Annotated in this window: 21 protein-coding genes; 11 read left to right on the forward strand and 10 right to left on the reverse strand. The window is 44.0% G+C overall.

Annotated elements, in window-relative coordinates:
• Position 1 precedes the first annotated feature (1 nt).
• The 5 genes from DXX92_RS12315 (at position 2) to DXX92_RS12335 (ending at position 5,000) form a co-directional block, all read left to right on the forward strand.
• Positions 2 to 1,243 carry a fumarylacetoacetate hydrolase family protein gene (locus DXX92_RS12315; RefSeq protein WP_116000707.1) on the forward strand — a complete coding sequence of 414 codons (1,242 nt, stop codon included), beginning with the start codon at positions 2 to 4 and terminating at the stop codon, positions 1,241 to 1,243.
• A gap of 116 nt (positions 1,244 to 1,359) precedes the next feature.
• Complete coding sequence (locus DXX92_RS12320; RefSeq protein ID WP_116000708.1) at positions 1,360 to 2,394, forward strand: aldo/keto reductase; 1,035 nt, start codon at positions 1,360 to 1,362, stop codon at positions 2,392 to 2,394.
• Positions 2,395 to 2,398: 4 nt separating this feature from the next.
• Positions 2,399 to 3,244 (forward strand): amidohydrolase family protein, encoded by an 846-nt coding sequence (locus DXX92_RS12325; RefSeq protein WP_181901749.1) that lies wholly within the window; start codon positions 2,399 to 2,401, stop codon positions 3,242 to 3,244.
• Positions 3,245 to 3,325: 81 nt separating this feature from the next.
• Positions 3,326 to 4,105, forward strand: coding sequence for an SDR family NAD(P)-dependent oxidoreductase (locus DXX92_RS12330; RefSeq protein WP_116000710.1), 780 nt, complete (start codon positions 3,326 to 3,328; stop codon positions 4,103 to 4,105).
• A 49-nt stretch (positions 4,106 to 4,154) separates the two neighbouring features.
• The gene (locus DXX92_RS12335; protein WP_116000711.1) at positions 4,155 to 5,000 is read left to right on the forward strand and encodes a fumarylacetoacetate hydrolase family protein; all 846 of its coding nucleotides are present in this window, start codon (positions 4,155 to 4,157) and stop codon (positions 4,998 to 5,000) included.
• 239 nt (positions 5,001 to 5,239) lie between these two features.
• Here DXX92_RS12335 and DXX92_RS12340 read toward each other — a convergent pair whose 3' ends face one another.
• Entirely contained in the window at positions 5,240 to 7,210 is a 1,971-nt protein-coding gene (locus DXX92_RS12340) for a monovalent cation:proton antiporter family protein (protein WP_116000712.1), read from the reverse strand.
• 267 nt (positions 7,211 to 7,477) lie between these two features.
• Between DXX92_RS12340 and DXX92_RS12345 the strand changes: the two genes are divergently transcribed.
• Positions 7,478 to 8,368, forward strand: a complete 891-nt coding sequence (locus DXX92_RS12345; RefSeq protein ID WP_116000713.1) for a GGDEF domain-containing protein — start codon at positions 7,478 to 7,480, stop codon at positions 8,366 to 8,368.
• A gap of 55 nt (positions 8,369 to 8,423) precedes the next feature.
• Here the strand turns inward: DXX92_RS12345 and DXX92_RS12350 are convergent, their stop codons facing one another.
• The 3 genes from DXX92_RS12350 to DXX92_RS12360 all read right to left on the reverse strand — a co-directional run bounded on the left by DXX92_RS12350 (position 8,424) and on the right by DXX92_RS12360 (position 11,659).
• Positions 8,424 to 9,083, reverse strand: a complete 660-nt coding sequence (locus tag DXX92_RS12350; protein ID WP_116000714.1) for a hypothetical protein — start codon at positions 9,081 to 9,083, stop codon at positions 8,424 to 8,426.
• 78 nt (positions 9,084 to 9,161) lie between these two features.
• Entirely contained in the window at positions 9,162 to 10,502 is a 1,341-nt protein-coding gene (locus tag DXX92_RS12355; protein WP_116000715.1) for a DEAD/DEAH box helicase, read from the reverse strand.
• Between the two features lie 137 nt (positions 10,503 to 10,639).
• Positions 10,640 to 11,659: a GlxA family transcriptional regulator gene (locus DXX92_RS12360; RefSeq protein WP_116000716.1), complete on the reverse strand. Its 1,020-nt coding sequence runs from the start codon at positions 11,657 to 11,659 to the stop codon at positions 10,640 to 10,642.
• A gap of 105 nt (positions 11,660 to 11,764) precedes the next feature.
• Here DXX92_RS12360 and DXX92_RS12365 point away from each other — a divergent pair, with 105 nt between their 5' ends.
• Positions 11,765 to 12,325 carry a cysteine hydrolase family protein gene (locus tag DXX92_RS12365; RefSeq protein ID WP_116000717.1) on the forward strand — a complete coding sequence of 187 codons (561 nt, stop codon included), beginning with the start codon at positions 11,765 to 11,767 and terminating at the stop codon, positions 12,323 to 12,325.
• Positions 12,326 to 12,358: 33 nt separating this feature from the next.
• Here DXX92_RS12365 and DXX92_RS12370 read toward each other — a convergent pair whose 3' ends face one another.
• From DXX92_RS12370 to DXX92_RS12380, 3 genes are all read right to left on the reverse strand, one after another.
• Positions 12,359 to 12,724: an STAS/SEC14 domain-containing protein gene (locus tag DXX92_RS12370; protein WP_116000718.1), complete on the reverse strand. Its 366-nt coding sequence runs from the start codon at positions 12,722 to 12,724 to the stop codon at positions 12,359 to 12,361.
• 58 nt (positions 12,725 to 12,782) lie between these two features.
• Positions 12,783 to 14,195, reverse strand: coding sequence for an alanine/glycine:cation symporter family protein (locus DXX92_RS12375; protein WP_116000719.1), 1,413 nt, complete (start codon positions 14,193 to 14,195; stop codon positions 12,783 to 12,785).
• 221 nt (positions 14,196 to 14,416) lie between these two features.
• Positions 14,417 to 14,752, reverse strand: coding sequence for a zinc ribbon domain-containing protein YjdM (locus tag DXX92_RS12380; protein WP_116002415.1), 336 nt, complete (start codon positions 14,750 to 14,752; stop codon positions 14,417 to 14,419).
• Between the two features lie 316 nt (positions 14,753 to 15,068).
• On the opposite strand from DXX92_RS12380, the gene DXX92_RS12385 reads away from it, so the two are divergent.
• Positions 15,069 to 17,237: a S46 family peptidase gene (locus DXX92_RS12385; protein WP_116002416.1), complete on the forward strand. Its 2,169-nt coding sequence runs from the start codon at positions 15,069 to 15,071 to the stop codon at positions 17,235 to 17,237.
• 231 nt (positions 17,238 to 17,468) lie between these two features.
• Here the strand turns inward: DXX92_RS12385 and pntB are convergent, their stop codons facing one another.
• Together pntB and DXX92_RS12395 are read right to left on the reverse strand one after the other, a co-directional pair.
• On the reverse strand, positions 17,469 to 18,875 hold the full coding sequence (gene pntB, locus DXX92_RS12390) for a Re/Si-specific NAD(P)(+) transhydrogenase subunit beta (protein WP_116002417.1): 1,407 nt from the start codon (positions 18,873 to 18,875) through the stop codon (positions 17,469 to 17,471).
• A 15-nt stretch (positions 18,876 to 18,890) separates the two neighbouring features.
• On the reverse strand, positions 18,891 to 20,429 hold the full coding sequence (locus DXX92_RS12395; protein WP_116000720.1) for a Re/Si-specific NAD(P)(+) transhydrogenase subunit alpha: 1,539 nt from the start codon (positions 20,427 to 20,429) through the stop codon (positions 18,891 to 18,893).
• A 164-nt stretch (positions 20,430 to 20,593) separates the two neighbouring features.
• Between DXX92_RS12395 and DXX92_RS12400 the strand changes: the two genes are divergently transcribed.
• Positions 20,594 to 21,118 (forward strand): gamma carbonic anhydrase family protein, encoded by a 525-nt coding sequence (locus DXX92_RS12400; RefSeq protein WP_116000721.1) that lies wholly within the window; start codon positions 20,594 to 20,596, stop codon positions 21,116 to 21,118.
• A gap of 86 nt (positions 21,119 to 21,204) precedes the next feature.
• Positions 21,205 to 21,750 (forward strand): hypothetical protein, encoded by a 546-nt coding sequence (locus tag DXX92_RS12405; protein WP_116000722.1) that lies wholly within the window; start codon positions 21,205 to 21,207, stop codon positions 21,748 to 21,750.
• Positions 21,751 to 21,838: 88 nt separating this feature from the next.
• On the opposite strand, the gene DXX92_RS12410 is transcribed toward DXX92_RS12405, so the two are convergent.
• Positions 21,839 to 22,234: a hypothetical protein gene (locus DXX92_RS12410; protein WP_116000723.1), complete on the reverse strand. Its 396-nt coding sequence runs from the start codon at positions 22,232 to 22,234 to the stop codon at positions 21,839 to 21,841.
• A 314-nt stretch (positions 22,235 to 22,548) separates the two neighbouring features.
• Between DXX92_RS12410 and DXX92_RS12415 the strand changes: the two genes are divergently transcribed.
• Positions 22,549 to 23,094 (forward strand): DUF2306 domain-containing protein, encoded by a 546-nt coding sequence (locus DXX92_RS12415; RefSeq protein WP_116000724.1) that lies wholly within the window; start codon positions 22,549 to 22,551, stop codon positions 23,092 to 23,094.
• Positions 23,095 to 23,151 lie beyond the last annotated feature (57 nt).

Below are 23,151 nucleotides of genomic sequence, written 5' to 3' on the forward strand. Positions count from 1 at the left end.
AATGACAGATTTAACCCATTTCAATACGGTAAAAGAATTCTCCCTGCAAGGATGCATCCCCTCTAATCAAGGCACTTGGCTTGGCCGCGCCTGGCTACCGGCCGATATTAGCCCTCTTGGCATTGCTGGCCCAGTGGTGATAACGGTTCGACAGGACGACGTAATTGCGCTTTGTGATCATTACCTGACGATTAGTGATGTGCTTGCCGACAGCAATGCTGTGCAAACCATAAAGCAAACACAAGGCTCGTTAATTTGCTCATTAACTGAGTTACTAGAAAATAGCCTATTTTATCAACGCGAATCGCAACTTAGTGATCAATCAAAGCCCGTGTTACTTGCACCTAACGATGTTCAATCCATCAAAGCTTGTGGCGTTACCTTTGCTGCCAGTATGCTTGAGCGGATGATTGAAGAGCGTGCTCTCGGTGACCCAGCCAAGGCCGAAGCGATCCGCGCTATGGTGCATCAAACCGTTGGCGACGATATTGGCAGTATTGTGCCCGGTAGCGAGCAAGCCATGGCGTTAAAGCAACAACTGATCGACCAAGGCATGTGGTCGCAATACCTTGAAGTAGGAATAGGCCCCGATGTTGAAGTATTTACCAAAGGCCAACCGATGTCGGCTATTGCCTGCGGGCAAGAGCTTGGGGTGTTGGCCACCAGTCAATGGAATAACCCTGAGCCAGAAATTGCCTTGCTGATTAATGCGCAAGGAAACTGCATCGGAGCAGCGCTAGCAAACGACGTTAACCTGCGCGACTATGAAGGACGCAGTGCACTATTACTGGGTAAAGCAAAAGATCAAAATGGTAGCAGCCCAATTGGCCCACTATTTCGCTTATTTGATGGTGACTTTACCCTTGAAGATGCCATGAATGCGGAAATCACGTTGACCATTACTGGGGAAGACGGTTTTGTGAATCAAGGCGCTAACATCATGTCGCAAATCAGCCGCACGCCTGAAGATATTATCAAGCAAGTATGCAATCGCTCGCACCAATACCCTGATGGCATAACCATGATGTTAGGCACTATGTTTGCGCCTACCGATGATCGCCATGAAACGGGTATGGGCTTCACCCACGAACTAGGCGATCGAGTCGAAATATCAACGCCAAAACTCGGCAAGCTAGTTAACTGGGTTAACCATTGCCATCAAATTCCAAGCTGGCAATATGGTATTACCGAATTAATGAACTTTGTTTGCCAAGTAAAAGTTGCTCAAGCCAATGCTAATTAGCTAAAGGCAATAAAAGTAACAACTAATAAAAGCGTAAATAAAGCAACTGGCAGTAAAACACAGATAAAGAAGCGAAAAACAAGAAAGCGCTCAATAACAAATAATGGGGAAGCACTATGCAGCAAGAGCTAAAAACCGCACAGCGAAAAATCGGTAACACAGACCTAGTCATAGACACATTAGGTTTTGGTTGTGCGCCGCTTGGTAATTTATACCAGCCAATTAGTGACCACGACGCTAGAGCCTTGCTTGATAATGCTTGGCAAGCTGGTTTTCGCTACTTTGATACCGCTCCCCATTATGGTCAAGGCCTGAGCGAGCGACGCACAGGTGATTTACTGCGCGCCGATCAAGACCACGACTATGTGTTATCAACTAAAGTTGGTCGCCTGTTAAAACCTGCTGGTTATGCAAAAGAGCGTCACAGTTACCAGTCACCCATGCCGTTTGATATTCATTATGACTACAGCTACGACGGCATTATGCGTTCGTTCGAGGATAGCCTACAGCGCTTAGGTCTAGACACCATTGATATCCTTTATATGCATGACATCGGTGAGGTTACCCACGGTGAAGCCAATAACCACCACTTCCCAATCGCAATGCAAGGTGGCTATAAAGCAATGGCAGAGCTTCGCCAGCAAGGACTCGTAAAAGCTATAGGTTTAGGCGTTAACGAATACCAAGTGTGTGAACAAGCGCTTGATCACGGCGACTGGGATTGCTTCTTGTTAGCAGGTCGCTACACGCTACTTGAACAAGAATCTATTCATACATTTCTACCTAAATGTAAGCAACGTAACTGCTCCATTATTGTCGGTGGCGCATACAACTCTGGCATTTTAGCGACCGGTACGAAAAAAGGCGGCACGCTTTACTATGATTACGAGCCCGCCCCAGAGCATGTCATTGCTAAAGTAAAGAAACTCGAAGCGCTCTGCGATGAGTTTCAAATTCCACTCGCCGCTGCCGCACTGCAATTTCCGCTGGCTCACCCCAGTGTTGCCAGCGTGATACCGGGTATGGGCAATGCCAAACGTATTAATCAAACACTAGAGTTGTTCAACACTAACATTCCAGCTGAGTTTTGGCAGCAACTGCGCGTGCAGCAGCTGGTTGGCGACAATGTGCCATTACCGCAAGGAAGCTAGTGTCATGATGAATAAAGTCGACAGCCATCAACATTACTGGCTACTTAAACGCAATGATTATGGCTGGTTAACGCCCGCCCTTGATAAGCTCTATCATGATTTTTTACCTACAGATTTAGCGCCACATAGACAAGCACATCATGTTGCTCAAACTGTGCTGGTACAAGCTGCACCAACACTCGAAGAAACCGAGTATTTATTATCGTTAGCAGCTGCAGAAAGCAGCATTGCTGGCGTAGTTGGTTGGGTTGATTTTGACGCCGATGACGTCATTGCAACCCTTGATACGTTGGCGGCTAATCCAAGTTTCAAAGGGGTTCGACCTATGCTGCAAGACATCGAAGACCCTGCATGGATAGCAAACCCAGATTATGCTGCAATTTTTACTAAGCTCGCTGAATTAAAACTGACGTTTGACGCTTTAGTTAAACCTGAACATTTGCCTTATATCTTTGATATTGCCAAGCAAAACCCAGATTTAGCGATTGTGATAGACCATTTCGCCAAGCCCAATGTAGCAGAAAAGCAGTTTGACGATTGGGCCTCAGCAATGCAGCGCTTTCAGCCACTTTCTAATGTGTTTGTAAAATGCTCCGGCATTACCACCGAGGCAAGCCCTGCACAAGCGAGTGCCGATGATTATCTCGACTACTTCACGACTTTAGTCAAGGCCTTTGGCCATGGCCGCATTATGTGGGGCAGCGACTGGCCAGTACTTAATCTCAACAGTAGTTATCCGGCATGGGTTGAGCTTTGCGAAACATTAATTAGTGATTGGTCGATGCAAGAACAGCAGGCTTTTTGGGCAGGCACTGCAAAAAGCTTTTATCAACTGCCGCCTTTGTCATGAAGGTCATTGCATTCAAGTAGTTGTCATCAAATTCAATATTAGCGATTAGTCACGAATAAAAGTACTACAAAGGAAGTTTTTATGAGTCAGTTATCATCAACTGCGATTGTCACCGGTGGTGGCAGCGGTATCGGGCAAGCGATTGCCATCACTCTGGCTAAACAAGGGTATAAAGTGGTTATTGCCGACCTTGATTTAGCCGCAGCTCAGCAAACCCAAGAGCTAATTAATAAGAAAGTCGCTAATGCCAGTAGCGCCATTAGTGTGGCGCTCAATGTTGCAGACGGCGAACAAGTCACCCAAGTTTTTAATGAAATAGCGGCCGAACACGGCATCGATATTTTGATCAATAATGCTGGCATTGGCGCGGTTGGCACCATAGAAGAAACCAGTGAAGCTGAGCTGGATAAGCTTTATAGCGTGAATGTTAAGGGTGTTTACCATTGTGCGCTAGCGGCTATTTCAGCGATGAAAAAACAGCAATCGGGCATCATCATCAATATGGCATCGGTGGCATCTAGTGTTGGTATTGCCGATCGCTTTGCCTATTCAATGACTAAAGGCGCCGTACTCACCATGACCTATTCTATCGCCAAAGACTATCTCAGCGACAACATTCGCTGTAATTGTGTATCGCCAGGGCGTGTACACACACCTTTCGTGGATGCCTTTCTGGATAAAAACTACCCAGATAACAAAGCAGAAATGTTCGACAAATTATCGAAAACGCAACCTATCGGACGCATGGGCACACCAGATGAAGTTGCCAGCGTAGTTGCCTATTTATGCTCACCGCAGGCGGCCTTTATTACTGGCAGTAACTTTCCCGTTGATGGTGGCTTTGTCACGCTGAACAACTAGTTAGCCAACATCAACGCAATTAATAAGAATTATCAGAGGTAATCAAACCATGAAACTATTACGCTTTGGCGCAAAAGGCGCTGAAAAGCCGGGTATTTTAGATGCTAATGGCAATATTCGCGATTTGTCATCTGCGGTTACTGACATTGACGGACAAACCTTAAGCCATGAGAGCCTGTCGCGTCTTAATGCCATAGATATTAACAGTTTACCTATTATCGATGGACAAACCCGCCTAGGTGCCTGTGTCAATAATGTCGGAAAATTTATTTGTATTGGTCTTAATTATGCCGACCACGCTGCTGAATCAAATATGCCGATTCCGGATGAACCTGAAGTGTTTTCTAAGTTCACCAGTGCGATTAGTGGCCCAAACGATGACGTTATTAAGCCCAAAAACAGCACCAAGCTTGATTGGGAAGTGGAGTTAGCGATTGTGGTTGGCAAGGCTGCTTCCTACGTTAGTGAGCAAGAAGCGGAGGAGCACATTGCTGGCTATTGTATTTGTAATGATATTTCTGAGCGTAATTTTCAACTGGAACGCGGCTGTCAGTGGGATAAAGGTAAAGGTTGTGACAGCTTCGGACCGCTTGGCCCTTATTTAGTGACTAAAGATGAAGTTAGCGATATTACTAATATCGGCATGTGGCTCGAAGTGAATGGCAAGCGATATCAAAGCGGCAACACCAATACCATGATATTTAGCCCAGCCTATATTGTGAGTTACTTAAGCCAGTTTACCACCTTACAACCGGGCGATGTTATCTCTACTGGTACACCGCCGGGAGTAGGCTTAGGTCAAAAGCCCCCCGTTTACCTCAATGTTGGTGACCAAATTTCTTTAGGTATTGAAGGCATGGGGCAACAAACCCAAAAGGTAGTCGCTTTTCAATAAGTGCTTTTAACAAATGCCTTCAATTAATGCCTTCATTAAAGGTTTTCTATAACGAAAATGAGCCGAGAAAATTTTACCATGTAGTAGACAGCCAACGCTGCGTTAGTCTCCCCTAGCAAGGCATTGGCTCAAATCGCTAGCCTAGTGCTAGCCAGCCCCAAGCTAAGTATTATTAATGAGCTTGGGGCTTTTTTATCCATAAGCGATATCGTAAACACCAAACTAAATCGCCAATACGGTCAATCACCTTCGTGCAGGTAGCGCTCTGTACGTTCAACTCTTCGAGGTTTGCCGCGTAACACTAACGTATCTTGCGCTTGTAATAAGGTGTTATTGTCGGGCTCGTCAATTTCCACGCCATCACGCTTTAAGGCAATAACACTTACCCGCCTGCTGGCTAAATCTAAACTGCCAATGCTGTGCCCATTGGCGAATGAGTCTTCAGTGAGTAAAATCGCGTGAGCAAATTCTATGCGCTCAACTGCTTCAGGACTCATATCGGTTTGTTCACCTTGGAAGAAGCCATGTAAATGGTTGTAGTGATTTTTCCGCTCGCGTTGCACGCGGCGCACAACGCGAGAAAATGGCACGCCAGACAAGGTTAGCACTTGTGAAACCAGCATTAGTGCACCTTCTAAACTCTCTGGCACCACTTCATTGGCACCCGCTTTTTGCAGCATTTCTAACTGATCATCATTGCGTGTTCTCACCAAGATTGGCACTTCTGGCGACAAACTACGCACGCGTTGAATCACTTCTGCTGATTGTTTGTCTTCACCAAACGCGATAACGACTAGCTTTGCTTCTGACAAATGTGCCGCATGCAGCAGCTCAGTTTGTCGTGATGAGCCGAATAATACGTTTTCACCAGCCTCTCGAGCTTTGCGCGTGCGCAGCGGATCAATATCAATAGCAACAAATTCGATATGCTCTTGTTTTAAAAAGCGGCTCACTGTTTGACCAATGCGGCCAAAGCCACAAATAATCACGTGGTCTTTTAGCGATTGCGTGGTTTCTGGCAAATCCGTTAAATCTGAAGTGTCTACTGGGTCTTCGTTAGCTAGCCAGCGCCCCCACTTTCGGGCATTGTTAATAATGTATGGGGTAATCGCCATACTGATAACCCCTGCCCCCAGTAGCAACGATGCAACATCATTAGCTAACACATTCACTTGCGTGGCAAGTGCCACTAGTACAAAGCCAAATTCCCCCATTTGTGCCAGCATAAAACCGGTTGCCCAAGCGTCTTTTTTCGCTTCGCCGGCACGAACCGCCGCCCATTGAACGATCAAGGTTTTTGCTAACATAAAGGCAAGCATAGTTATTAATAAAGTGCCGGGAGATGCCAGCAATAAACTAATGTCTAGTTTCATGCCAACAGTAACAAAGAATAAGCCGAGCAAAATATCACGGTAAGGGCGAATATCCGCTTCCAGCTGATATTTGTACTCACTTTCGCCAAGCATCATACCGGCCAGGAATGCACCTAATGCCATTGATAGACCAAACCACTGCGTTAACGATGCTGCCATTAAGGTCACTAACAAGGTGGTTAACACAAAGAGCTCATCGGTACGCACTTTAGCCACTAAGTTAAATAAGCGTGGCAGCAACCATTTACCGACAAAGAATAGAATGCCAACAACAAACACACCTTTGATCAGCGCCCATGCTAGTGCGATAAACATCGAGCCTTCGTTTTGTGGGGCTAGCAAAGGAATGACAATTAACAAAGGGACAACCGCAACGTCTTGGAATAAAAGTACGGCCACAGAAATTTGACCGGACTTGCGCTTCATCGCCCCAGTTTCACTCAGCTGTTTAATGACAATCGCGGTAGACGAAAGCGCCAAAATACCACCGACCACAAAGCTGGCGGCAAATGACAAGCCAAATAGCATGGACACAACCATAATAAAGGCCATTGAAATCAATACTTGCAGGCTGCCCACTGCCAACACTAAATGGCGCATAGCCAATAATCGCGGCAATGAGAATTCTAGGCCAAGGGTAAAGAGCAAGAAAACAATGCCAAGTTCAGCAAAATGCTCGTAATCAACATGCTCGTTTGATAACGCTAGCCCATGCTCACCCACCAGCACGCCAGCGACTAAGTAAGCCAAAATGGCAGGCAAATTAAGCTTGCGAAATACAAATACAATTAATACCGCACAGGCGAGTATGGCGAGAATTTCAAGATGAGCTATCACATCTGCTCCTTGCAAGCTGTGGTTTGTCGAGAGTCGTCGGGAATTGGCAGGTCTGCAAGCTTATCTCACAGGTGTTCTACTAACACCAATTTATACCGTTAACCGATACACTTCATTTGTACCCATCACTTATACCTTAGTATTCAGGTAATTAAAATACTTAACTCGTCCGTCCAAGAGTAGGCACGGTGTTTGCTTTAACTATACCAACACAGCGGTATAACAATTTTTTGACATACCACAAACGCAGTATTAGCAGGTAGTTTTATGCAAACGCTCAACTTATTAGAACAACAGTTTTCCGACTTTAATGCGTTCAGGTTATTTGAATCCAACCATTTAGAAAACAATCAACTTGGCTTGGCCTTGCTTGAACAGTTGCAAACCACGCTTGACCTTAACGAACTACTAAACAAGTTCGCGATGATGGCGAGCCGTTATGTTGAATTTAGTGGCCTAAGCTTCAAAGCAGAAAGTGTTGAAGCCAGTATTCGAGGTAGCCGCAGTGGTAAAATCTCTCGGCATTTCAACCTGTCACTAAATGGGCAACACCTTGGTCGATTAGTTTATGGTTTAAATACGCCGCTGTCAGGTAGTAACGAAAAAATACTCAATGAGCTACACCGCTACTTCCTGAATCCGTTAAACAATGCGTTAACTTACCGCACTGCATTAATGCTTGCGATGCAAGACAGCTTAACGGGCCTAGGTAATCGCCGTTATTTTGACGAGCAAATTAAACGAGCGATGCATCAAGCCAATCGCAGTCACAATCAGGTCGGGCTTATTGTTGCCGACCTTAATAAATTTAAAGCGATAAACGACACCTATGGTCATGCTGTGGGCGATAAAGTGTTGGTACATTTCGCTGATGCACTACGTGTGAGTGTGCGCGATTCTGATAGCTTATTCCGTTTTGGTGGTGATGAGTTTGTAGTACTAATTGAATGTGCAGGCAAAGAATCGTTAGAAGTGATTTATCACCGCATTCACGATGCTGTCGCTGCTGATGGTTATTTAGAAAAGTATCAAGTATCGTGCAGCTTAGGCGCTACTTTTATGAATCGCGCTGACACTGAAAAGAGCTTTTTCGAACGAGCTGACCAAGCGCTTTATCGTAAAAAAATGAACATGGCACCACGCCTAAGCTTAGTATAAATTTGGGCACTACCTGCGCCACTTTTTACTGTGTTCAAGCACGCTCGGCGTGCCGCTATTTTGCTTGTTGAGCTTTTAGCTCAGCAAGTGCAGCGTTAACCTCATCTGGTGTTGCCGCCACCAATAAACGGCAAAACCTTACCGCCTTGGCAAACTGTTCTGTGCCAACTATTGCCAATGTTTTAACCAATACCTGTCGATTAAATCCAAAGTTTTGACTGAAATGTGAAATTGCCTCGTTAATTGATGGGTAATAAACACCATCAAAATCAAAACTAAGTGCATTGGTTTCATGTTCGATATCTTCGCCGCCAAGCGACAACAGCCAACCGCGATAATTGACGCGATCGCGAGCAACCTCATACATAAACCATGCACTGCGTTGGAAGGATTCGAAATTGCCTCCTTCAAAACCAGCATTGGCTAGCTCTTCAGGTGTCCAATTAATACCAATCGCTAAGTCTTTGCGATACTTTCGAATCAGCCCTACTTTCACTTGATCGCGTAAATGCCATACGTGTTCGACTTTGGTTTGATAAGCAAGTTGTCGGCATTCGCGGCAACTCGGTAAGGTCAACTTAGGGTGAGGACAAGCCAACACAATATGGCGAGCATGAGGAAAAGTAACGAATTGATCACTTGGCTCACCACAAAACCAGCAGGTATGGCGATATTCAAAGGGAATATCGACTAAGAGTTCAATGCTTTCCTGCATTTAATCTTTGCACCTATTCCTTGCACTTATTCCTTTCACCTATACTCTGCCCGTTCTGCCGCAAGTAGCCAGCGAGTACTATCTGCGCTTTTTCACTTTTTTTACTGCGCTAGCTTTACCTTTTGACTTGTGTTTAACATTTTTAGCGCCAGCACTGCGTTTGTCAGCGCCTTTTTTATTGGCGCCGTTTTTTTCGGCAATAACGCGATTTTTATCGCGTGTGGTTTGATAGCGGTTCTTCTTAGCAGCTTCAGTTACATGGCGCTTGCTAGCATCGTATTCAGACTCTGTCATTTCATAGCCCGGCAGCACTATTTTTTCAAATTTACGGCCAATAAGCTGTTCAATATTTCCTAAAAATTTTTCATCCTTTGGGCTAACTAATGAAATGGCAGTACCAGATTTGCCCGCACGACCAGTACGACCCACGCGGTGCACGTAATCTTCTGCTAAAAATGGTAAATGGAAGTTCACGACATACGGCAGGTTCGGAATATCTAGGCCACGCGCTGCGACATCAGTTGCCACCAATACGCGTACTTCGCCAGCAACAAATTGTTCCAATGCTTTGTTACGCGCACCTTGTGATTTTTCACCATGACAAAGTGCCGCTTTAATACCATCAAGCTTTAATTCTTTGGCCAGTTGATTGGCACTTTCACGTGTGCCGGCAAACACCATGACTTGGTGCCAATTATTCACACCAATAATTTCTGACAACAACTCGCGTTTACGTGCTTCCGACACCCAATAAACCGCCTGTTTCACTTTGCCTGACGTGGTGTTTTGTTTCGCCACTTCAATGGTTTTTGGTGTATGTAGGATTTGATTCGCTAAGGTTTTAACTTTGTTTGAAAAGGTCGCACTAAACATTAACGTTTGGTGTTTGTGCTTAATATGCTCGCTAATGCGTTCAATATCGTTTAAAAATCCCATATCGAGCATACGATCGGCTTCATCAAGCACCATGTATTTAACTTGAGAAAGTGAAAGGTTGCGCAGTTGCAAATGCTCTAGCAAACGGCCAGGTGTCGCGACTAAAATATCAACGCCAGCTTTAAGCACTTTTTCTTGCCCAGCCATGCCCGCACCGCCAAAAATCACACCGTGTTTAATGGGTAAGAATTGGCTGTACTCTTTAATATTTTCGCCGACTTGAATCGCAAGCTCACGTGTTGGCGTTAGAATAAGCGCCTTTAATATTGGTGTTTCAGTAGTTGCTTGATGAGCTAACTTATCCAATATAGGTAAGGTAAAGGCTGCTGTTTTACCAGTACCTGTTTGTGCACTCGCCAGCACATCACTGCCAGTGCGAATAATTGGGATTGCTTGTTGCTGGATAGGGGTTAATTGCTTATAACCACATAGCTTAACTGCTTTTAATAACCCTTCTGATAAGCCAATTGCATCAACACTCATTTTCTTTTTCCACCAACACCTAAAATAATCGCGCGATTATATACCCTATCCCACAGTTGATGCGAGCTTACTTGCCAACTATTCCAATTAAATATTTCAGTTACATATGCCAGTTACATATGCCAGCAACAGTAGAGTTAAATAAATCTTGCCCGAAACTCGGACGGTGCTAGGCCAACAATTTTTACAAACACTTTGCGTAAACTGCTGGCATCTTCATAGCCCAACGACAGCGCTATTTGTTCAAAACTCAATGCGCTAGATTCCAACATATCGCAAGCTTTTTGCACTCGTAAACGTTGAATATACTGAACAGGCTTCAGGCCAGTGGCTTGGCTGAATTGGCGTATTAACGTGCGCTCTGATGTGTGAGCCACACCAGCCAACACCTTATTGTTAAGCTTAGTGTCGTAATTTGCCTGAATATAGTGCTGCACCGCGAGCATTGCTTGATTGCCATGATCGAATGTTGGCGTAAAGCTTTGATAATAGCGCTGCTCGCGCTTTCCGGTATCTACAATCAGGTACTTGCCCAGTTTCCGCATCACGTGAGGCTTGGCATATTGACCGACCAACTCTAAGCCCAGATCTAGCCAAGACATTAACCCGCCCGCGCTGACAATATCTCCATCGTTAATCAAAATACTTTCTGACTTAACGCGAATTTGCGGGTATTCACGCTGCAATTCATCAGCCAAGCCCCAATGTGTCGTGGCAGTTCTATTGGTTAACAAGCCTGTTTGCGCCAATATAAAAGCGCCAGCACAAGCCGAGCATAACGTAGAGCCTGCTTGGTGGTTTTGTTTCAGGAAATTGAGCAGCGGCTGCCCAGCATTTAAATAATATTCGCCATCTAAATTAGGCGGCAGAATAATCACTTCGGGCGGTAAATCAAAAGCGCCTTCTTCATCTGCACTCAACTTCTCTGGTGTGGTTATTTGGACGCTAAAAGTCATTGCTAATTGCTCATCTGCAATAATTTTATTCGCCAAGTTTAATAGTTCTAGCAAGCCATACACGGCACTTTGCATAGCACCTGGGTAATTGATGATCACAACTCTAATAGTTTTAGTGCAATCAACATGACGGCTAACTTGCTTTATCTTGTTACTACCTTTATTTGTCACTTTTACCTTGTTCAATGTCATTAATGCCATGCGTAAGCCTAGCAAAGTTTCTTCAAAATAGCCTTACTGATTCAGCAGCGGCTGAACACTTACTTAAACAACAAAACGTATTTAAACCAAAAAACGAGGCTTAACATGGCAAATACAGCACTACTATTAATTGACTTTCAAAACGATTATTTTCCAACATATGAAGGGGCAAAATGGGCACTTTCAGGTACCGAAGCAGCAGCGGCAAAAGCACAAGTATTACTGGCACAATTTCGCGAAAAACAACTTCCTGTGATTCATGTTCGCCATGAATTTCCAACAGAAGAAGCGCCGTTTTTCTTACCAAATTCTGACGGTGCGAAAATTCATCAAAGCCTAGCGCCAATTGATGGCGAGTCGGTGATACAGAAACAACACGCAAACAGTTTTCGCGAGACATCTCTAAAAGCAGTATTAGATGAGCGTAACATCGACCAGTTAATTATTGTCGGAGCAATGACCCATAATTGTATTGATGCGGTTACTCGCGCTGCCGTTGATTTCGGCTATGACAGCCACTTGGCACACGATGCCTGTGCAACCTTAGACTTAACGTTCGAAGGTGAGACCGTACCAGCCAAACACGTTCATGCAGCTTTTATGGCGGCGTTGCAGTTTGGCTACTGTAATGTCGATAGCACAGAGAACTTGTCTAAGCTTATTTAAGTTGAGTTAACACCAATAGCAAAATAAGCAAGACTAATCAGCGAGAATCCAGTCTTTACCTGACTCGATTGCATCAATCGCAAAACACTTAATTTGGCACTGTAGGCTGGTGCCATAAATTGGCGCAAATAGTTTGAAGGAAGTGGAGTTGGAGACAATGGCAACTTTCGCCATATGATGGTGGTGATTTCGAATAAACGCGAGATGCTGGCTAAAGGCAGCAAACGACTCCCAAACTGGCCAGCCTAGCACACAAACCAGCCCACCTTTAAGGCCACCAGCGTGATCAATATAAGGGTCGATTTTATGGGCAGCATGGATAAAATCCTGCACGGATAGCTGCCCATCGAGTTCAAATATCACTACCCCGTAATTAGGTTGTAGTGTGACATTAAGCATCTTACTTTGAGAGTAATTATTAGCGAATAACCGTATTAACTATTCGCTAAGTATACGCCTATTTTCGCCAAACACCCTGTGTTAACCCTAGCGATTTCTCTGTTTCTTCGCTGGCTTCAAACGTAGGCAACTCACCTTTTGAAAGCTGCTGTTGATAGTCTTTGGTAATTCGAATAACGACTTTTGACAACAAGAACAACGCAGTCACATTAACCACTGTCATTAGACCGGTTGCCATATCAGCAAGTGCAATCACCTGCGGCAAAGAAGCTGATGAACCAAATACCAACATTGCCAAAAAGCCAATGCGTAAGAACCAGCGACCAATTGGATTATCTAACTTCAAGTACTTTAAGTTGTTATCCGCGTAAGCATAATTCGCGACGATTGAAGTAAAGCCAAAGAATAGAATTGCCAGCGTAATAAACTCAGCGCCCCAGCTACCCACTTGCAATGCTAAAGCTTGCTGCGTCAGCTGAATACCCATCACGCCATCAAGAGAATCGCCCGCTAGTAAAATAATAATCGCGGTACAAGTACAAATGACCATGGTATCGAAAAATACCGCTAACGATTGAATATAACCTTGTGATGCTGGGTGATGAGGCATTGGTTCAGCCGCAGCCGCAGCGTTAGGCGAGCTACCCATACCAGCTTCATTCGAGTACAAGCCACGTTGAACCCCATGAATAATGGCTGCGCCAACCACACCGCCACCGGCTTCTTGCCAGCCAAACGCTGAGCCAATGATTTGCATTAAAATAGCCGGAATTTGTTCAATATTGATGGCAATGACAAACAGTGCAACTAGTACATAAGCGACCCCCATAAATGGTACAGCTAGTTCAGCAAAACGTGCGATATTACGCAGGCCACCAATAATAATATAGGCCGCTAGCAAGGTGATAACGATGCCCGACATTAATGGGTCAATGCCAAACGAGCCTTGGAATGCATCGGTAATAGAATTGGCTTGTACTGAGCTAAAGACAAAGCCATAACCAAAGAATAAACACAATGAAAAGGTAATGGCGAGCTTCGGGCTGTTTATCCCTTTGCGCATATAATAGGCGGGGCCACCGCGAAAGTTATTGTTTTCGTCTTTCTCTTTATACAGCTGCCCTAGTGCACTTTCGGCGTAAGCGGTTGCCATACCGAAAAAGGCAATCAGCCACATCCAGAAAATCGCCCCTGGACCACCTAAACTGATAGCGACCGCCACCCCCATTAAGTTGCCCGTACCCACACGCGCGGCTAAGGATGTACAAAGCGCCTGAAACGACGAAATACCATTTTCACTGCTATTTCGGCTGAGTTTTAACAAGCTAAACATATGCTTGAAATGGCGCAACTGAATCAACTTTAAGCGCAAGCTAAACCAAATACCACAACCTGTAAGCAAGTAAATTAACACACTGCCCCACAGGTACCCATTAATGAAGCCAACCCACTGGCTAATTAAATCGCCCATAAAAATTTCTTAAACTAACAATATATTAGCCGCTAGCTTAGCAAACTATGCCAAGCCTTGGCTAAGGTGAATTCGGGATAAGATAGAAACGCCTTGTACCAAGCAACGGAAAAACTTTCTATCCTTTGTCGCGAGCAAAGGCTGGGTAGCTTTTGCCAAACACATATGTGAGGAATGGCCAACGCAGGAAGCGTTTAGCGAGCGCAGCTAACGTTAGAAAACTAGGCCTTTTTCACAAACTGCGCTGTTACCATCATTTCGCCAACGCCATCAACTTTGCAGTCTAGCTCGTGATCTTTCTTATCCAATACGCGGCGAACAGTCGCTTTGGTACCAATTTTAATCACTTGTGAACTGCCTTTGATTTTAAGGTCTTTAATTACTGTCACTTTATCGCCATCAGCAAGCAAGGCACCATTTGCATCTTTTACTTTGATCGCTTCTTCCTCTGCAACTTCGGCAGGATCCCACTCGTAAGCACATTCAGGGCAAATTAATAGGCTTTGATCTTGATAAACATATTCAGATTGGCATTGTGGACATGGAGGTAAAGACATGGTGTTCAACTTAATATCAGATTTTCAAAGAGGCATATTATACTTGCTAAGCTGGTGGCAAGCGAGTGGATTACTTGATGAGTAACAAGCTGTTACTGATTAGCGCACAAAGATATAGAAACATGCCTGCACAGGTTCATAAGCTCTTGGCGCTTTGCAATAGGAAACATTGTTATATTATCTCAATTTAATTAATATGTTTGCGTCATATCGCAAGCAGCTACTAGATCCCCCTAAGTAGCCAACGCATAAAAACAAAATAGGAAAAATCATGATCAAAAATCGATTGCCTAATGTGCTCTATAAAGCACTGTCGATGGCATCACTTTTAGCTGTTGGTTCAGCATCAATGTCAGCGCATGCTGACGAAGGTATGTGGCAACCACATCAACTTCAAGAAATCAGCGGTAAGCTTAAACAAGCTGGGCTTGAGCTTGATCCAACACAAATGGAAAACCTAAACCAATTCCCAATGAATGCCATTATCAGCTTAGGTGGCTGTACGGCATCGTTTTTATCTGAACAAGGGCTAGTAGTCACCAATCATCACTGTGCTTATGGCTCGATTCAATACAACTCAACAGAAGAGAAAAACCTGCTAGAGCAAGGTTTTGTCGCAAAATCTTTATCTGAAGAATTACAGGCTGCACCGGGTTCTCGTGTATACGTAACCGAGTCGCTGACCAATGTTACCAAGAAAATTACTGGTTCTATTCCGTCATCAACCCAAGGCAAAGCTTATTTTGATGCGATAGAGAAAAACCAAAAAGCCTTGGTAGCTGAATGTGAAACTTCACAAGATTACCGCTGTGAAGTATTTAGTTTTCACGGTGGGCTTGAGTACTTCCTCATTAAACAACTGGCGATTCGCGATGTACGTTTAGTTTACGCACCGCCTTCTAGCATTGGTAAATTCGGTGGCGACACAGACAACTGGATGTGGCCACGCCACACAGGTGACTGGTCTTTCTACCGCGCTTACGTAAACAAAGACGGCCAGCCTGCCGATTACTCCAAAGACAACGTACCTTTTAAGCCAAGAGCCTTCTTAAAAGTGAATGCAAACGGTGTTGAAGAAAACGACTATGTGATGGTACTTGGTTACCCAGGTCGCACAAACCGTTACCGCACTGTGGAAGAAGTGAAGAATCAATTCACTTGGGTATACCCTACCGCCAAGCGTTATCGCGAAGAATACATTGACGTTATCAAGAACACTGCGCCTGATAAAAGCGAAGCGCGCATCAAATACGAAAGCACGCTAGCAGGCCTTGCCAACTACGCGAAAAACTACGGCTCAATGGTCGAGAGTTTTAACAAAGGCGATATGCTTGAGCGCAAAGAAAAGGAATTAGCAGAGCTAAAAGCTTGGATTAACGCATCGAAAAAACGCCAGCGCCAATACGGTAAAACGCTAGCCGATCTTGATGAGCTTATTGCACAAGGTCAGTCACACCAAGAACGTGATTTAATCTTGGCCTATATTGCTCGCACCAATATGTACAGTGTCGCCAAACGCTTATATCGTTTAGCTCACGAAAAAAACAAACCTGATGCCGAGCGTAAAAAAGGTTATCAAGAGCGTGACATGAACCGTTTCACCCAAGCGATGAAACGAGTTAATCGACGTTACGATGCGACCGTTGATAAAGCCGTACTGGCGCATTTTATCGCACAATACGCCCAGTTCCCTGCTGAGCAGCGCAACCCCGTATTTGATGAGTTTTTCGGTTTAAGCAACCATTCAAACAATGAATTTGATGCGAAAAAGTTAGCCGCTAAGCTCGATAAAATGCACAGCAACACGAAACTTGATCAAGAAGCCGTGCGTTTAGCGTGGATGAACAAATCAGTTGAAGAGTTTAAAGCGAGCGACGATCCCTACATTCAATTCGCCGTTTCACAATACGAAAATGATCGCAAACTTGAAAAGCAAGACGAAGCACTAGCTGGCCAACTGGCACAAATTCGCCCGCAATATATGGCCGCTATGATCGCCTTTAAACAATCGAAAGGTGAGCCAGTATACGCTGATGCTAACAGCTCATTACGTATTACCTACGGTAATGTGAAAGGCTACTCGCCACAAGATGGCATTACGGCAACGCCGTTTACCACACTTGAAGGTATGTTAGCTAAGTACGTTGCTGGCGATCATGAGTTTGACTTGTTTGAAAATATTCGAACCGCGATTAAGAACAAAAACTATGGCGCATACTACCGTGAAAGCTTAGGCTCAGTGCCAGTTAACTATCTATCAACGTTAGATATCACGGGTGGTAACTCAGGCTCTCCGACACTTAACGGTAAAGGTGAATTTGTTGGCTTAGTATTTGATGGCGTATACGAATCAATTATAGGTGATTGGGATTACGACGCTAAGCTAAACCGCGCAATTCACACCAGCGTGCCATTTATGTTATGGACAATGGAAAACGTGGATAACGCACAGAATATCGTTGATGAGTTAACGATTGTTAAATAGTTAAAATGAAGGTGTGGCTTAATATGGTGGCTCTATTAGCGCTGACTTATCCAGCCACAAAATGTTAATTAACATCAGATAGTGAAAGAGCAACCTTAACTGGTTGCTCTTTTTTTATTTTCAGTCCTAAACCGCCCAATCAACTAAGAGGTTTAGGGCTGAAAAAAGCCCCGCTAATTTGCGAGGCTTTGGCTTTATGTAAATGCGTTAATTGCTAATGCAAATATCGTATTAGGCTAGCGCGTGAACAATTTTATCAACTGACTCTTTCGCATCACCAAATAACATTTGGCTATTGTCTTTAAAGAACAGTGGGTTTTGTACACCAGCGTAACCTGTGCTCATTGAGCGCTTAAACACAACAACGTTTTTCGCGTTCCATACTTCAAGTACTGGCATACCGGCAATTGGGCTACCTGGGTCTTCACTTGCCGCAGGGTTAACCGTATCGTTCGCACCGATTACCAATACCACATCAGTTTCAGAGAAATCTTCGTTGATTTCTTCCATACCTTCTACGATATCATATGGTACTTTCGCTTCCGCCAATAGCACGTTCATATGACCCGGTAAACGACCCGCTACAGGGTGAATACCAAAGCGTACTTCAACACCTTTTGTTTTTAGCTTTTGCGTCATTTCGTACACTGGGTATTGCGCTTGTGCTACCGCCATACCGTAACCCGGTGTGATGATCACTGACTTAGCGTTTGATAACATTTCTGCCACTTGCTCAGCTTGAACTTCAACATGCTCGCCGTAGTCTTTGTCAGTATCAATGCTTACTTCAGTACCGAAACCACCAGCAATTACGCTAATAAATGAGCGGTTCATCGCCTTACACATAATGTAAGAAAGAATCGCACCTGATGAACCTACTAATGCACCAGTAACAATCAATAAGTCGTTACTTAACATAAAGCCTGCTGCTGCCGCTGCCCAACCTGAGTATGAGTTCAGCATTGAAACAACTACTGGCATATCAGCACCACCAATTGATGCCACTAAGTGCCAACCAAACACTAACGCGATAGCCGTCATTAGGTATAAGGCACCGTCGTTACCACCTTCGTTGACGAACATGATCATTAGTACAAAGCTAACAACACCTGCTGCCAAGTTCATTTTATGGCGATGAGGTAACATCAATGCCGCAGAGTTAATAAGGCCACGTAATTTACCAAAGGCAACAATTGAACCAGTGAAGGTCACCGCACCGATAAATACACCTAAGAATACTTCTACTAAGTGAATGTTTTGCTCAACACGCGCTTCATCAGATAAAGCGGTTAATAACGCTGAGCTGTCGTGCGCATCAAAGTAGCTGTTAAAGCCAACTAATACCGCAGCTAAACCAACGAAACTGTGAAGAATCGCAACAAGTTCAGGCATTTCGGTCATTTCAACGCGTTTTGCTAGGCGGAAACCAATTGCGGCACCAATTACCATAGCAACGATGATCACCGTAACGTTATCAACACGCGGATCAGCAATGGTTGCTAGTAAGGCAAGCGTCATACCGGCAATACCAAAGTTATTACCTTCTTGCGCAGTTTCTTGCTTACTTAAACCAGCCAGTGAAAAGATGAATAGTAATGCGGCAACGATATAAGCAGCAGTAATAATTCCAGTTGATATCATGATGTTGCCCTCCTACTTCTGGAACATTTTTAACATACGCTTGGTAACAAAGAAGCCACCAACGATATTGATTGTCGCTATTAGTATTGCAATGCCCGACAACACTTGTACAACGAGATTGTCTGAGCCTACTTGCAACAGCGCACCAACAACAATGATGCCTGAAATAGCATTAGTTACACTCATCAACGGCGTATGCAATGCGTGAGTAACGTTCCAAACAACGTGATAACCAACGACACAAGCGAGTACGAATACCGTGAAATGCGCGAGGAAATCTGACGGTGCAACACTTGCTACCCAACCAAACACTAGGCCAGCAACCGCCATCATGGCGTATTTTTTCGCGGGGCTCTTTTCTTCTTCCACTTCTTCAACTGCCGCAACTGGCTTCGCAGGTTCAGGCTTAGCTGCTGGCGCGGCACTTACTTGAATTGGCGGTGGTGGGAAAGTCACTTCACCGTCGTGAACCACTAACATATTGCGGATCACTTGGTCTTCAAAATCAATCACTAATTCACCGTCTTTTTCAGGGCAAATAAGCTTAGTTAGGTTCACTAAGTTATTGGCGTATAACTGAGATGATTGATTCGGTAAGCGCGACACTAAATCGGTGTAACCAATAATTTTCACACCTTTAACTGTGGTCAGCTTACCCGGTTGAGTAAGCTCACAGTTACCGCCACCAGCGGCAGCCAAGTCAACAATCACGCTGCCCGGTTTCATTGATTCAACCATTTCCTCGGTGATCAATTTAGGCGCCGGTTTGCCTGGAATCATCGCAGTAGTGATAATAATGTCCACTTCTTTGGCTTGCTCAGCGAACAAGGCCATTTCCGCTTCGATAAAGGCTTTACTCATTACCTTAGCGTAGCCATCGCCACTGCCGGTATCTTCTTCCTCAAAATCTAATTCAAGGAATTCTGCACCCATACTTTCGATTTGTTCTTTTACTTCTGGGCGAGTATCAAAGGCACGTACTACCGCACCTAAGCTACCTGCTGCGCCAATGGCGGCAAGGCCAGCAACACCAGCACCTATAATCATAACTTTCGCTGGCGGTAAGTTACCTGCAGCAGTGATTTGACCTGTAAAGAAACGGCCAAACTGATGTGACGCTTCAACAACGGCACGATAACCCGCGATATTTGCCATTGAGCTCAGTGCATCTAATGACTGCGAGCGTGTCATACGTGGCACCATGTCCATGGCAATGGTGGTAATATTCTTTTGCTTGAGCTTTTCAACCAATTCGCTGTTTTGTGCTGGTTGAATAAAACTGACGAGATGAGCACCTTCCTTCATTAGGCCGATTTCATCATCTGTAGGTGGGTTCACCTTGAAAATAATGTCGCTTTGCCAGACATCGTCTTGGCTAACAAGAGTAGCTCCTTGCTCGACATAATCACTGTCATGAAAACTTGCTTTTTTACCCGCGAGTTTTTCAATAGCGACTTCAAAACCTCTTTGCTTTAACGCTTTCACCGAAGTCGGGGTAGCTGCAACGCGATTTTCCCCTTTTAACGACTCTTTTGGGATACCTATCTGCATAACATACCTTTTGTTGTTTTTATGACATAAGTGATTAGTGTTTTAACACTATTCGTTTTTTTTTCATACGACAAATTCAGAATAATGACTATTAACAAGATGATTAAAGTTACGTACACTGCTTGAAATACAATAAAAATAAGCTATGCACAGGTGATATAACAATGCGTTATCAGTTAGGTAAATTAGTTCCACTCGTCGACCAGTCATGTTTCATTGCACCCAATGCCAGTGTTATTGGCAATGTTGAGCTAAAGCCCAATGCCAGTATTTGGTTCAATGTGGTGATGCGCGGAGACATGGATAAGATCACCATAGGTGAAGACAGCAACATTCAAGACGGCAGTATTTTGCATGTTGATAAAGGCTTCCCAATTGAAGTTGGCAAGCAAGTGACCGTTGGCCATAAAGTAATGCTACATGGCTGTACCATCGGCGATTTAAGTTTGATTGGCATGAACGCCGTGGTACTGAACGGCGCTAAAATCGGCAAAGGTTGTATTATTGGTGCGAATAGCTTAGTGACCGAAGGTATGGAAATTCCTGATGGTCATTTAGCCCTTGGTTCACCCGCAAAAGTGATTAAGCCATTAGATGAAAAAACTCGTGAACTACTGATGCAATCAGCTGAACATTATGTGCAAAATGGGCAGCGTTATACTGATGAATTAGTGGCGATTGAAGACTAGGGTTTTGTAGGTTAAGTGCTATTGTCAAAATAGCCCTATAATATCTACCTTCAAACTAATTTAATCAACCAAAGGAGTGGTGGTGCATGAATCTAATATTTGTAGATGCGGAAAATGTTGGCTTGAAAGAGTTAGATAAAATAGAAGCATCTATTGTTGATAAAGTATTTGTTTTCTCTAAGCAGAAGCCTATAGCACAGCTATGCGAAAAGAAGCTTTTCATCTGCCTAGCTGATTACCCATGTGGCGCAAATCAAGCTGATTTTTACATAATCGCCTATTTGGTTCGCGTGATATATTCGTTAGACAAAAAGCAGTTAACATCTACCTCGTTAAAACTCTACAGCAACGACGAAAACCTAATTTCGGCCTTTGAGTTTCAATGCACTTTACTTGGCGGCAAGCCTGAAATATTCAGAACAAAAAGCGATGTAGTGGTCCCAATCCCCTTGCCTCAAACGCCCAAAGATAGAATTTATGCAGCACTTCAAGTACCCAAAACTCTCGACCCAAACTTTCAAAAGCAGTTAGGCATCTCTAAATCCGAGTTCACTAGAGCAATAAATGAACTCGCAAAGACAAATAAAATTCAGCGCACCAAAGAAAGTAAAAAGAAGTGGGTTAGCGTTTAAGTGCTTAATATAAACTACTAGTGAAGCTAGTTTGATGCCACAGTGATTACGTTTCAATGGCATCAAGTAATTGGTCAACTTATTGCCACTAGTCTGCTGTTGAACGACTAATAATAAACAACTGAAACAAGATAAATATCATCGCTAAGCCCGACAGAATAAAAGGGTCAATCGCCAAGTTTTCTTTAAAGCTAAAACTACCAGCCGATATTTTTTTCCAGCCCATAAAATGCTGATTCGCGGCAACCACTGCGCCAAAAAAGCCAATAACTATAGCAAAGAATTGGCCTAGCCAATGTTTAGTCAAAGGACTCATTAACACCACCCCCAGTAAACCAATCACAGTACGTTGAACACGACAATACGGGCAAATATAAACCAGCCCACTAAGCTCTACACTCCAAGCGAGTACCGAGACAATTAGCGCAAATAACCCCAGCCAAAACTTATTTTTAAGATAAAAATCTAAATCCAATAACGGCATATTTATTCCTATTACTACGGCATGTTAATGCTAGTTTTTCCTGTTAAATGAGCAAGATACTATTAAGCATTAAAATTTAATTCTTCAATGCTACCAGCTAGATAGCCCGAACACTGTCCAGACCATTTACTGTTATATCCGGTAAAACATATAAAACTGACCTGCTAGGGCTAAAGTAAGAATCGCATTAGCAACAGTTGTCGCCTGATTGTCAGGTAATTGTCTTGTTGGTAACGTTCTCATGACGTCCTAAAATGGCGCCTAGTTTCTAGAATATCGATAACAATTTATCTCTATTCACAGGAAAGTAGGCTATGGACAATTTTATCAATGAACCGCTTGGGGCAATTCATACATTCGCTGCGGCTGTCGCACTCGTTACTGGTGCGGTAGTACTTGCCTCAACAAAAGGTAATGCTCGGCATAAAACATTAGGTTATACGTATATCGTTAGTATGCTTTTGGTTAATGTCACCGCGATACCAATCACCAATATGTCGGGCAATATTGGTTTGTTTCACCTGTTTATACTGCTCAGCTTGCCAACCACACTACTAGCTATTTATTACCCCTTGTCGGCTCGCTTCTCTAGCAAGTTGTCTAGTAGCAATAAAGATAATTGGCTGATGCAACACTTTGCATTCACGTACTGGAGCTACGTTGGTTTAATCGCCGCTTTTATCGCTGAAGTGATGGTAAGGTTGCCAAGTATTATGCTGGCCGCTGACCGACGAGCTGCTAAGGACATTGCTCTCGCCACAAACAACAGTGTCATTTGGGCATTTGCCATTATGGGCGTTGTGATGTTTGTTGCAGAACTACTGTTTCGCGTATGGCATAAACGGCTCACAGTTGCCTAATGCTTGTCGTCAATATACTTAGCCTAATCCAAAAACTTACAAACATAAAAAAGGAAG

It is taken from the genome of Thalassotalea euphylliae, assembly GCF_003390395.1.
Lineage (GTDB): Bacteria > Pseudomonadota > Gammaproteobacteria > Enterobacterales > Alteromonadaceae > Thalassotalea_F > Thalassotalea_F euphylliae_C.